The sequence below is a fragment of the Pseudonocardia sp. MH-G8 genome, assembly GCF_002262885.1.
In the GTDB taxonomy this organism is placed as follows: domain Bacteria; phylum Actinomycetota; class Actinomycetes; order Mycobacteriales; family Pseudonocardiaceae; genus Pseudonocardia.
The window spans coordinates 1,196,355-1,209,600 of record NZ_NKYF01000001.1 but is presented as its reverse complement, the minus strand read 5'-3'; the positions used below and the strand labels follow the sequence as shown (position 1 = coordinate 1,209,600).

2 protein-coding genes (1 of these 2 running past the window's edge) are annotated in these 13,246 nt (G+C 75.1%); both read left to right on the top strand.

Annotated elements, in window-relative coordinates:
- Positions 1 to 12,638, top strand: partial view of an NUDIX domain-containing protein gene (locus CFP66_RS05690; protein WP_143517125.1) — the end only. The gene continues 15,898 nt to the left of window position 1, outside the view; 12,638 of the gene's 28,536 nt are visible here — the last part of the coding sequence; its start codon lies off the left edge, out of view; the stop codon is at positions 12,636 to 12,638.
- The gene (locus CFP66_RS05685; RefSeq protein ID WP_094920842.1) at positions 12,635 to 13,246 is read left to right on the top strand and encodes a hypothetical protein; all 612 of its coding nucleotides are present in this window, start codon (positions 12,635 to 12,637) and stop codon (positions 13,244 to 13,246) included. The genes CFP66_RS05690 and CFP66_RS05685 overlap by 4 nt, the downstream gene beginning before the upstream one ends.

Below are 13,246 nucleotides of genomic sequence, written 5' to 3'. Positions count from 1 at the left end.
CCGTCGAGGACTCCGAGGCCCGCGCCCGGGACGCCGTCGTGATCCGCGAGCAGGACATGGCGGCCCGGCTGGGCTGGGTGCCCGCGCTGGCCGAGCGGCTGCGTGCGCACGGCCGGACCGACGAGCAGATCGTCACGGACCTGACGGGTGCGCTGTCCGTGCATCCGGAGCGGGTGCGGGCCCGGCTGGCGGACCGGGACCTCGCCGGGACGGCGAACCTGCCCGCAGGCCTGGCGGCGACCAGCATGACGGCCGCGGAGCTGCTGGCAGCGACCCGGGCCGCGGCCACGGGGCACGCGGTGGAGCTGGGCACGGCGGTGGCGGAGCACGAGTCGGCGACGAACGGCCTGGCTGCCGCCCGGATCGACGCGCAGCGCGAGGTCCTGCAAGCGGCGCTGGCGGCGCGCAACTCCGGGGTGCGGGCGGGCACGGTGCGCCGCGCCACCGGCCTGTCCCGGGCCGACGTCCGGGTGCTGCCGGCCACCCCGCCGACCGTGCAGGACGCCGCGCGCGCCGTCGGGACGCGGATCGCGAGTGGATGGCAGACCTCGCGCGACGGCGTGCTGGACGGGGTGCGTGGTACGGCCCGGTGGACGGTCGAGCGCTGGAACGGGTTCCGGTCCGCGCTCGGGACGGCCCGGCAGTGGGCCGGGGACCGGCTGGTGGCCGGCGCCGCTGCTCTGGGCCGTGGCCGCCAGCGGTTCGTTGATCACCTGCGGGCCGGGCGGGTCCTGCGGGCCCAGATCCGCGGTGTCGCGCGGTTGCGGGCCGCCGCCGGCGCGACGGCGCGGCTGCTGAGCCGTGAGCAGCAGACGATGGTGCGGGACGTCACCACCGAGCAGCTGGGCTGGATCGGCTGGCTGTCGGTGGTGAGCTCGGCGCAGCCCGCGGGGGCGCGGCTGCCCGACCGCCGGCTGGCTGCGAGGGTCGCGCGGGCGCTGGGGCTGCCCGAGCACGTCGCCGCCCGGTTGCTCGCGCGGGCGGGCAGGCTCGACGCCGCCGAGGTCCGGGCGCCGGGAGACATCAGGGCCACCGGCATCACGTTCGACCAGGCCCTCGCCGCGGTCGCCGCCCGGTACGCCGAGGCGTTCCCGGCGTTGCGGGGCGCGCGAGCCGCGGACGGCGCGGCCGGACGGGCGCTGGTCACCGGGCGGCTTGGCGCGGTGCAGCTCGCGGCCGATGCCGGGGTGGCGCCGGAGCGCGCCTACCGCCGCATAGACCGGGCTGCTCGCGGCCGGGGCCCGGCCGGGACGTGGACCCGGCTGTGGACCCGCCTCGGGCTCGACGTGCCGGTGGCGCCGCGGCTGCGGACCCGCCGGGTCCGCATGGCCGCCTTCGGTATCGGTGCGGGCGTCGGCCTCACGGCGGCGGGCCTGGTCGGGCTCGTCGGCGTCGGCCCGGTGACGGTGCCGGCCGGGGTGGTCGTCGCGGTGGCCGCGGTGCTGGTCGCGGCGCGCGCGGTGTGGACCCCGCGGCAGACCCGCGGCCCGCCGGCACCGGCGTTCTGGCGAGGCCTGCGAGCCCACGGTGTGCGGCTCGGAGTGTGGGTGGCAGGCGGGATCGGCGCGGCGCTGGCTGCCCAGCCGCTGGTCGAGCAGCTGGTGGCGCTGTGGCCGGTGTTCGCCGACCAGCCGGGCCTGCTGGGCGTGAAGGCGCTGCTGGTGCCGGTGGTCACCGCCGGGATGGTGTTCCGGTACGTGCTGCGCCGCCAGCACGTCAACCAGGACTCCGGCATGCCGACGCGGCCGTGGCCGGCGGCGTGGCGGTCGGCGGCGGCCGCCTACGTCTTCATCGCCGCGCTCGGCCTCGGGCGGGCGTTCGGCCTGGTCACCGGCTACTGGGGCCTGTGGCCGGTCGGCACGGCGATGGTGGTCGGCGTCCTGAGCTCGGTCCTGCAGCAGAAGGACACCCTGCGGACCAGGGGGATCAAGGCCCTGGTGTCCGGGTCGCTGTCGGCCGTCGTCGCGTTCGTGGTGAGCTCCCTGGGTACCGCACTGGTCCCGGGTGGGTGGCAGGACCTGGTCTACGCGGTCGTGGTCGCCACGGTGGTCTACGCGTCGCCGACCGTGGTCGCGGAGTACGTCAACGTCTGGGTCGGGCGCATCATGGCGCCGCGTGCGAAGCGGGCGGCCCAGCAGGAACGCAAGAACGCGGCCGTCGAAGGGAACGGCGACCGGCAGCGGCGGAAGTTCCGCGCCTGGTTGGACTACCGGAACTTCAACCCGGTCGACACGCGGCTGACGTGGCGCAAGGCGCTGGACCCGGTGCTGGCCGGGCTCGCAGCCGTCATGATCAATCTGGCCTGGGTGGACCGGGCCTGGGTACTGGCCAACGACAACTCACCGGCCGAGGTGCTCATCCGGTTCGCGGTGACGGCCACGACCGTGCTGCTGATCAACAAGTTGTGGCGGGACTTCGACGAGTTCCGCCACGGCTACTACGGGTTCCGCAGCACGCGGGCGCTGCGGTCGCCGAGCCGGGCGCCCCGCTGGACGGTGCTGACCGGCGGCCGGATGCCCTACCGGGCACAGGGGTACCGGCGCGAGCTGGACGAGGCGCTGGGCCTGTTCGGGCTGTCCGGCCGCACGCTCGACCGTGGCCTCGCCGAGGACCTGGCAGCCCGGCTGTGGGGTCGGATGACGGCGCCGATCCACACGCCGTTGGACGAGTGGGAGCCGCTGCCGGGGACAGCGGAGATCATCGCCGCGCTGACCGCCGAGCGGCGCGCGGCCCACCAGCGGCGCCTGCAGCACGTCGAGACGGTCCAGCTGGTCGTGCCGATCCTCGCGGCCGACCCCGGTGCGCTGAAACGGGTCGCCGACAGGTTGCACAGCGACGGCTGGGTCGCCGAGGCGCACTCCGTCGAGTTCCAGCGGATGCTCGGCCAGGAGCTGTGGGCGCTGTTCGAGGACCGTCAGGCCGAGCAGGCACCCGCACCGTCGAGCCGGGTGTGGGCGCGACGGCTGGCGGCCGCGCTGGCCGACCGCAACGAGTTGCGGTCGCGGTACACGACGGGCCCGCGGCGTGAGCTGCTGCGGGCGATCAAGCAGCACTACCACGACAACGACGATCCGGACCACCCGAACCTGCGCCGGGCCGCGGCGCTTGCGCGGTCGCTGGACTACGAGGTGCTGGGCGCGAGCAAGCCGCGCGTCGAGCCGCTGGAGGCGGTCGGGCAGCTGGCCGACCAGCGGGCGCGCAGCATCGGCGAATCGGTCGGCACCGAGGAGCTGGGGATCGCGGCAGGCGAGAGTGGTGCCGACGACCAGCGGCTCGCCGAGATGCGGCAGCTCGAGGCCGGGATGCGGCTGCTGAACGGTGCGGCGCTGCTCGCCATCGAGGCCGAGCACAGCTCCACCCAGCGGAACTGGAACCGCGAGCGCTGGCGCGATGCGATGACCCGGGCCACGCAGGCCACGCAGGCCACGCCGAACACGGTGCCTGCCACGTTGCTGGAGCGGCTGCTGCTGCTCGCAGGCCGCCGCGGCACGGCAACCCCGACGCAGCTGCAAGCGCTGTACGGCGGTACCGGCTGGGCCGAGACCCTCGAGGCGCTGGCCGAGATCGAGGCGGTCGTGGGTGACGCGGCGAACGGCTACCGCGCCACCGACGAACTGATCGAGCTGTGGCGGGCGGCCGGGGCCCGGTTGCGGCACGCGGTGCGCTCCGACGCGTCGGTGCTGCCCGGCGGCGCCGACCTCGCCCCGCTCACCGGGACAGAGGTCAGGGTGCAGCCCGGTGGCCCCACGCCGCGGGATGCCTACAGCGCCCTGCGGGACCTGCTGCGCGACGGCGATCTCGCATTCCGCCACTGGCACGACGGATGGCTCGACGACGCGGGCATCACCTTGCGGCGGCTGACCGGGCTGGGCTACCGGATGCGGCACTCGGCCGGCTGGCTCAGCTGGCCGCTGCCTGCCGACCACCCCGCCGCGCCCGTCCGGTTCGCCCGTGGCGTCGGCGATCTGGTCGTGACGCGGTGGCGGCACCACACAGTGCCCGGCGTTCAGCGTCGCCTGCTGCGCGCCCTGCTGCGGGAGACCGACGCCGCCGACCGGCTCTACTTCCGGGCGCGGCGCGCCGGCGAGTTCCTCGCCGACCAGCGGCCGGACCAGCTGCTGCGGACCGAGGCCGCCGACCTCCTGCACGCGGCCCGCGCTGCCGAGGTCGAGGCGCACGCGCGGTTGCGGGAGGCCCGCCGCCGGGCCGCCGACGAGCTGAAGCTGGTCGGCGCGCACCTGCACCAGGTCGACCGGGCACTGGGCGGTGCCGACGCCGCCCGCCCGTACGCCCCCGGCTCCGACCCGCTGCCGCCGACCGCGGACTACTGGCTGCGCGAGATCACCCGGGAGCTGGACGCGGCCCGTGCCGAGCTCGACCGGCTGCATCCCGGCCCGGAGCGGGAGGTGGCGCTGACCGAGGCCAGGCTGTCGCTGGAGCGCTACGAGATCGACCACGTCTACGCGCTGGCCGCGGGTCTGTACCGCACCGCGGGCGGCCTGCGGATCATCGAGGCGGCCCGGGTGGCGGCGAAGAGGCTGCGCGCCGCACACCAGGACCTGTTCACCGGAGTGCCGGTGGCCCCGGCGCCGGGCGTCTCCCCGGTGATCCCGCACCGCGCCCGCGTCGAGCACCCATACGGCGACGAGGACCTCGGCGGTCCCGGTATGGCCGCGTCGACTCGGCGCGGGCTGGGCAACCGCACCAACCAGGACGCCGCGACGTTGCTGACGCTCCCGAACGGCGACCGCGTCGCCGTGGTGGTGGACGGCGTGTTCAGCTACCCCGGGTCGAGGTTCGCGGCCGACCGGTTCGCCACCGCGTTCCGCGCCGAGATCCTGCGCACCGACCGGGCGGGCCGCACCCCGGCCGAGGCACTCGGCGATGCGCACGAGGCCGGCCTGCGGGGCCTCACCGAGAACTACACCCCGGAGACCGGTCACGCCGCGGTCGCCTACCTGGCCGCCTACTACGCCGCCGACGCGACGATCACGATCAGCCACGTCGGCACCGCCCGCGCCTACTACCTCCCGCTCGACCGCACCCGGCTCGAGTCGCGCCCCGACATCCAGCTGGCTTCCGACGACTCCCGCGGCGGCGACATCACCGACGGCGGGATCATGACCCGCTGGGCGGCGAGCGACTACATGCCCGAACCGACCGTCACCACCTACCGCCCGGCCGTGCCCGGCGTGCTGGTGCTGGCCACCGACGGCCTGTGGCGCTACCTGCCGGAGCCGGCGGATCTCGGCGAGCTGACCTTCGCTGCCGGCGTCGGCGGCCCGGACGAGGGCGCCACCCTGCTCGCCGACACCGCGCGCAACAAGGGCGGCCGCGACGACCTCACCGTCGCCGTGCTGTACGCGCCCGCCCACGGCCGCGGGCTGGGTGCGGCCGTGGGCGGCGGGGCGGCCGCCCTCGACCCCCTGCGCGAGGCCGACCGGCTGGCGGTGCTCGACGCGCTGCCGCGCATGGAGGGCCGCATGACACCCCTCGATGCGCTGCCACACCGGATGCCGCGGGCGCCGCCCGGTGTCCAGGTCGTGGTGCTGGACGGCGAGCTACCGGTGCCGGGTGTGATCGCGTTCGGCTGGGCCGAGCGCGGCGTGGTGGTGATCACTCGGCGGGTGCTGGACGAGATCGCCGATCACCTGGCGGCCGGCCGGCTGACCGCCGACTGGTGGTACCGCCTGCTGGAACACGAGCGGGACTTCCACCTTCCCCGTGACGGGCGCGCACCGGAGCACACCGGTGATCGGCACGACGCGCACGCGGCCCCGTTCGCGGAGGCCCTGCGGTCGGCCCGGGCCGCTGCGCCGGCCGGTTCCGACGGGCGTCGTTCCCACGTCGGCGAGTGGGATCCGGAGTTCTTGCACGAACTTATGACGTTGTCAGCGGAAGACCCACTGCTGACGGTGCTGGCTGCTCAGGGCCTGAATGGTGCACCGGCACCGGTGGATAGCGTCCAGCGACGGGAGCTGTTCGCTGCTGGTCGGGAGCCGCTGTACCGGGGTATCCACGACGACTTCGGCGATCGGGCGCAGGAGTGGGCCGAGCAGTTCCGCACCGGTGATCGGCCGTTCGTCGGGGTGGCGGCGAGCATGGGCGGTCATGGGACCAACTTCAGCACCGATCCACGGGTGGCCGGTCATTTCTCCCAGGTGGTGCTCCCCGGTTTCCGGCAGTTGTTCGGTGGGTCCGATACGGGATCTCGGGCGGTGGTGATCGGCTACCTGGGCCATGACGCGCACATCGTGGATCTGGACGCCGCACACGCGCGGCGCGCGGTGGATGTGGCGGCACTCCGTCAGGCAGGCCACGACGAGGTGGCCGACCGGGTCCGGGCCGACATCGGCCTGTGGGCGGCGCTGACCGGGGTCGATGCGATCTCCAAGAGCCTTGGCGGTGGCGACCGGCACTACCTGGTGATCAACCGCGGGGTGATGCTCGTGGAGGTCGGGGACGCGGCGGCGGGGTCGATGAGCAGCCGCGGCACCGACGACGCGTTGGTTTCGGCTTCCGCGGCCGGGTCGGTTCCCGATGGGGTAGTGGACCGGTTCCGGCCGGTGAGCATGGAGGGCTGGCAGGAAATCGGGGGCAGGCGGGGGAGTAACCCGGGCGGAACGTACGTGGCACCCGACGGTTCGCAGTACTACGTCAAGTTCCCGCCATCGGCGGATCATGCCCGCAACGAGGTGCTCGCCGCGGTGCTGTACGAGGCGGCAGGGATCGCGGTGCCGGCGAACAGGTTGGTGCTGTCGGTCGACGGGCAGCTGGCGGTGGCGTCCCTGATGCTGGCGGGTGCGCGGTCGGATCTGTCCGAGCGACTTTCGGATCCCGTCTACGTGGCCGCCTTGTTCCCCGGGTTCGCGGCTGATGCGTGGCTGGGTGGATGGGATGTGATGGGCGGTGGCTACGGCAACGTGGTCACCGTCGACGGCTCCCCGGTGCGGATCGACACGGGCGGGGCGTTGTTGTTCCGGGCCCGCGGTGACCACAAGGGAGGCGCATTCGGCAACGCCGTGGCCGAGTGGGACACCCTGCGTGGGTACGACAACCCGCTGCTGCCGAATGCCGACAACCCGGATTCTGCAGGCGTGTTCGGCTCGATGTCCGCAGAGCAGCTGCGCACCTCTGCGCGTCATGTCCTGGCCGTGACCCCGGAGCAGATCGAGGCGATCGTGACTGTCGCCGGTTTCGGGCCGGCTACGACGGATCTGCTCGTCGAGCGGCTCAAGGCGCGCCGTGCCGACGTCGCCCGGCGCGCCGGGCTGGATTCCGACGGCCGCGTCGCCGAAGCCGACTCGCTGGTGACACCCGACGCGCCGAGGACCGAGGCATCGAGCGCATCGCCCGGTACTCGCGCGACGCGCGTCGGTGCTGCTGCCCGGAGGGCCATCGCCGCGCTGCAGCATGTGATCACACGGCGCGGTCCGCCATCGGGGACCACCGGCGGGAATCCGCGCCGGTCCGGGGTGGTGGCCGCGGGGCCGACGCAGCCCGACGGCCCGGTCGCCACCGGTCGCTGGGAGGACTCCGACACCCGGTTCCTCCGGGAGGTGCTGGCGAGGCTGGCCCCGCACCTGACGTCGCCGCGCCGGCTGGGTGTGCGTCTTCCGCGCGGCCGGCTCCTGGGCCCGGTGCCGCCCGTCGCCGTCCTGGACGTCGAGGCGTTGCGGCCGGTGCTCGCCCGGCTGCTGACCCGCGACGAGCAGGCCCGGCTGGACGACGTGCTGGACCGGCTGGTGGCGTTCGGCTGGCACGGCCCGGCCGGCTCGGGCTTCGAGCGGGGCGCGATCGTGCTGACCAGGGCGCGGCTGGACGAGATCGCCGGGCACCTGGCCGCAGGCCGGCTCACGACCGACTGGTGGCCGGAGTTGCTGGGCCACGAGACGGCGTTCCACGTCAACGGCCGGGAGCGGCTGCACGGGCTCGGGCATGACGACCACGCCGATCAACTCGCCGCCGCGCTGGCCGACGCCCGCGACGGCGCCGGCCTCCCGCTCCGTGGCCTGCGCGCACGCGACCTGACCTACGTGGGGCCGCTGCAGCGCACCACGCGTGCCCCCTCCCGACACAGGCTGGGGCGGTTCGCGGCGGCAGCGGTCCTCGGCGGCATGCCCGTGCTCGCAGGCGGTGCGGCCACGACCGTCGCCGCGCCGAACCCGGCGACGACCGTGGCCACCGCCCCCGTCGCGCACGCCACCCCCGCGGCGGCACAGGCCCCCAGGGACGAGCGGGACCGGATCGGGCACAGGGCACGCGGGCTCCGCACCGCGGTGAACGCGCTGGACCGGCGCATCGACTCCCTCGACGACGTGTCCCTCGGGTCGCGGGCCTCGTCCCTGCAGTGGCGGGTCGAGGACTTCTCCACCGACGCCGAGTCCGAGCGGATCGTCGCGGCGGCCGCTCGGATCGAGGCGGAGCTCTCAGGGGCGATCCCCGAACGCCTCTACCCGTACTACCTGCGCCAAAGCGCCGACCTGCTGATCCGGGACGCCGCGGATCCCGCGATCGACCTCGAGTCACTGCGGCGGGGACTCACGGACCTGGAATCGGACGTCGGTGAGCTCGACCGGACCCTGAACTCCCTCGACGCGAGGATCCCCGTCCTGCGCGCCGAGCTGACCGAGCTGGAGCAGCGCCAGGACGATCGGGAGACCGCCCGGCTGATCCATATCTGGGTGCTCGCGGGCGGCCTGGTCGGCGCGGTGGGCGGCATCTGGTGGCTGAGACACGGGAGCCGCCGACGTGCGGCCGCCCTCGACTCCTCGTGGGATGCGGGCGACGTCGTGCTCAGGGACCCGGCCCGCGCCGGGAACGCGGCGGCGCTCGCCCGAGCGTGGTCCCGGTACGACCGGGTGGTCCGCGGCCTCGACCGGCACGCGAAGCTGCGCCGGCTCCTGCCTCGGGACCGGCGGACCGCGAATCTCGTCAGGAGAGCCGGGCAGCACCTGGCCCGGGCCGAATCCACCTATCTGCTCCACGGCGCCGGGCGGGTGAGCGCCGACGCGGTCGACTGGGCGCGGCTGTGGCACGTCCTCCCGTCGGCGATCGGAGACGGGAAGCAGGTCGATCGGCGCACCACGATCGCCGCGGCGCTCCTGCGGATCGGACCACCGACCGTGCCGGGCTTTCTCGACGAACCCGCCCCGTTCGTCGAGCTGCTCGCCGGCCACGGTCCGCGGCCGGCGTGGCTCGAGCGTTGGCGGCGCGCGGAGCGGGCCGAGCGGCTGGCGCTGGTCGCGTTGGCCGTGGCGCCCGGTTGGGCCGAGCGGCTCGCCCGCCTCGACGACCGGGCCGGTGCGCGGCTGCTCGACGGTGTGGAGGGGGCGCTCGCCGATGCCGTGGACGTGTTGGCGGACCCGTGGAGTTCGAGGGGGGCGCTCGGCACCGCGCAGCTCGACGTGGCGGAGGCGGGGCTGGACCTGCTGGGCGGCTCCCACGGGCTGTGGCCGCAGGCGCTCGACCCGGCGCAGACGAAGCGCCGGGACCAGGCGCGCGGCACGCTCGCCACGCTGCGCAGGGCGGCGCTGCTGCTGCAGAGCCCGTGGACCGGGGAGCTGACGGCCGAGGACTGGCGCCAGGCCGGGCCGGTCCTCGCCGAGATCGCCCGGACGCCGTGGGCGGAGCGCTCGACCCTGCACCACGCAGTGGTGGGCCGCGTCGCGCAGATCCTGCTCGACAGCGACCGCGCGACTCCGGCCCCCGGCGGTCAGCTGGGCCTGTTCGTCGACGGTGCGCCCGGCTGGATCGCGGCGGGCGGCCCGCGGTGGGCGACCGCGCAATGGGCCACGGCCACCGAGCGCGACCGCGCGGCGCTGGCGCTGGCGGTCCTGGCCGCGGGCGGCCGCGGTGTCCTCGCCGGGCTGCCCGCGAGCCATCGCCGCGCCGACGTGCTGTGGGCGCTGGCCGATTGGTACACCGACGCCGAGCTGCGCCCGCTGGTCGGTCCGATCGAGGAGCTGCTCGGGCTCGGTCCGGAGAGGGCGGGCCGCGCGGCGTACCTGGGCCGCTGGACCGATCTCGTCACCCTGCTGCTGGCGGACGCGCTGGTGCTCACCCACGGCAGGGCACCCGACGCCCGCGCCGCGGCGGTGGCGGTCCGCCTGGCCGCGGCGCTGCCGGCCGCGGCGCCGGACCGCCGGGGCGCGATGCTGGCGGCGACCACCGGTGCGCTGCGCCGCGCCGTCGAGCGCCGCCTGAACCCCCTGGCACGCCGGTACCCGGACAACGGCGCGGCGTGGCAGGCCCGGCTCGACCTCGGTGTGCGCCGCACGAGCGTGGCGCAGTGGGACCGGGCCCAGCTGGCCGGGTTCGCCGCCGTGCCGGTCGCGGACGCGCTGCGGGAGGTGTGGGCCGTCCAGGGGATGGACGGCCCACCGGCCGTGGTGCGCGAGGTGGACTGGCCGACGATCGTGGCCGCCGGGCACATCCCGATGTACCGGGGCATCGCGGGCGCTTACGCCGTCCGCAGGGCCGAACAGTTCCGCACCGGCACCCCGTTCATCGGGTGGGCCGCGAACATGGAGGGGCGCGGAACCAACTTCGCCACCGACCATGCGGTGGCCGGTGAGTACAGCGCCGACACGCCGAGCCCTGGCTTCACGCAGCGGCGGCGGTCGGCCAGGTCGGCGACGCTGCTGGGATACCTGCACAAGGACGCCGTCGTGGTGCACATCGACGAGGCCCGGCGCAGGCGCGACGAGGACGCGGCCGCCGCCAGTCGACGCGGCGGTACGGCGATCGCCGCGGCCCTCGAGAAGGACATCGGGCTGTGGGCTGCGCTGAGCGGGGTCGACGCCATCTGGATCCGACGCGGCCGCTACGACTTCGATCGCCAGTACCTGGTGGGCAACCGCGCGGCGATGCTCGTCGACGAACCGGCACCCGCAGGCACCGGAGCACCCGACCGGTCAGGGGACGGCTGGGTCGAGTGCGACTGCGGCCAGCGGCACTGGGGGCGCCACGGCGCCGCGGGTCTGCTGCTGACCCATCGGGCGGCGGACGGCACACGGTGGGTGCTGATGCAGCACCGTTCGGCGGTCAACCAGCACGCCGGGACCTGGGGCCTGCTCGGCGGGGCGCGCGACTACCGGGAGTCCGACGAGCGGGCGGCCATGCGGGAGGGCTGGGAGGAGGCGTGGATCGGCCCCGGCGAGTACCGCGTGACCGGCAAGTACGCCGACGACCACGGCGGCTGGACCTACGCCTGGGTGTTGGCCGAGGCGAACTCCCTGCTGACCCCGACCGCGGACCACGAGAGCGACGAGCTGCGGTGGGTCCGGCTCGACGAGCTGCACACCCTGCCACTGCACCCGGGATTCGCCGCGGGCTGGCCCGCCGCGCGGGCCGCGCTGCTCGATCTCGATCCGATGTACGGCGAGCCCGGCGGCGGAGCGGTCGCGATCAGGCCCATCACGGAGGCGGATCGGCTCGCGATCGTCGACGCGCTGCTCGCGCAGCAGGGTCGCATGACACCGCTGGCGCAGCTGCCGCACCGGATGCCGCGCGGGCCGCCCGGGGTCGAGGTGCTGGTGCTGGACGGCGACCTGCCGGTGCCCGGTGTGATCGCGTTCGGCTGGGCCGACGGGCGCGCGGTGGTGATCACCCGGCGAATGCTGGACGAGCTGTCCGGTCACCTGGCCGCCGGCCGGCTCGACGCCGGCTGGTGGAGCGACCTGCTGGTCCACGAACAGGACTTCCACCTGCCCGGCGGGCACGTTCTCGAGCACACCGGCCACCGCCACGACCAGGATGCCGCGCGGTTGGTGGAGGTGCTGCAGCGCGCCCGCGCGCAGCGATCGGAGGACGTCCCAGAGGTGGCAGGGGCCGGAGGTGCTCCGGCCGACGACGCGCCGGGCGCGGCAGCGCCGTCACCGTTCCGTGCTCCCGCCGCGTCGGTTCCGGCCGTCGCGCGCCGAGGGCAGGTCGAGCCCACCTCCCCGATGACCGGCGCCGGGGGCGCCCGCAGCCCGCCACCGGCCACCGTCAAGATCTGGTACGAGAAGGCGATGCCACGACGCGAGTTCCGGTGGAAGGCCGAGCGGCTGCTGGAGCTGAGCGCGGACGGACGCCTGACGAAGGCGCACAACCCCGTCGCCCGCGACCGGAACGTCACCCGGAAGTACCGGCACGACCTCGTCGAGCGGATCGAGCACGTGATCCGGCCGCACGATCCCGACCTCGCCGACCGCCTGGTCCGTCGGGTGACCGTGCAGATGTCCGCCGACCACGTGCACGAGCTGCAGTTGGGCGGCCCGGATGACGCGGAGAACCTCCGGATGCTCGACCGGCTCACCAACGAGGTGATCGGGGCGCGCCAGATCCAGCCGCAGATCCACGCGCTGCCGGACGGCACGCCGGTGCGCATCGAGGTCGTCGACATCGCCGAACTGGCCAGGCGGGTGGCCCGCGCCGTGCGCGAGGACGGCCGGCTGACCTACCTCGAGATGGTGCAGCGGTACGCGGTCTCCCAGGCCGAGCTGCGGGGCGCGGTGCGCAGCGACGACTCCCTGCGGGACGTGCAGCACCGCGCGGTCGAGCAGGCCGGCGAGGAGGAGGGCGCGGATGTGGCCCGGGGCGTTGCGGCTCCCGGCAGAATCGGATCGACGGGTGGTGAGGAGCCGAACCGATGACGGGATTCAGCGCGGTGCGCCGATACCTCGACTCGCGCAGGAACATCGCGGGGATGGTGGGCGCGCTCGTCGGTGTCGGGCTGCACCTCGCCGGAGTCGTCGGCGACGTCTGGCCGGTCGTCGCGATCGGGCTGTACGCGGTGGGAGCACTGGTCGCGCCACCCGATCCGGTCGCGGAACCGGCCGCGGAGCCGAGCCTGACCGACGTCCTGCGACGGGAGGCCGAAGCGCAGCTCACGCGGGTGGAGCTGGAGCGGGAGGAGCTGCCCCCCGGCGCGGAGCGGACCTTCCGCCACATCGTGAGGACCGTACGGGTGGTGCTCGACCGGCTCGACCGGCCGGCCGACCAGGAGGCCGACCGGGTCGCGGCGCCCGAGCGCCTCGCCGACGCCTCCGAGATCGTGCGGGTCGAGCTGCCGGCATGCCTGGACACCTACCTCCGGCGCCCGCCGTGGACCCCGCCGGACACGGCGGCCCGGGAGCTCGCCGCCCAGCTCGAGATGATCAGCGCCGGAGCCGACCGGCTCGCCGCGCAGGTCCCCGACGTGCACGCCGGGCGCGCCGCGGACCTGACCCGGGAGATGCGCCGACGGTACGGGCAGCGCTGA

Excerpts from the sequence above, each read along its gene's own strand:
- CFP66_RS05685 (WP_094920842.1), top strand. The coding sequence starts at position 12,635 with ATGACGGGATTCAGCGCGGTGCGCCGATACCTCGACTCGCGCAGGAAC.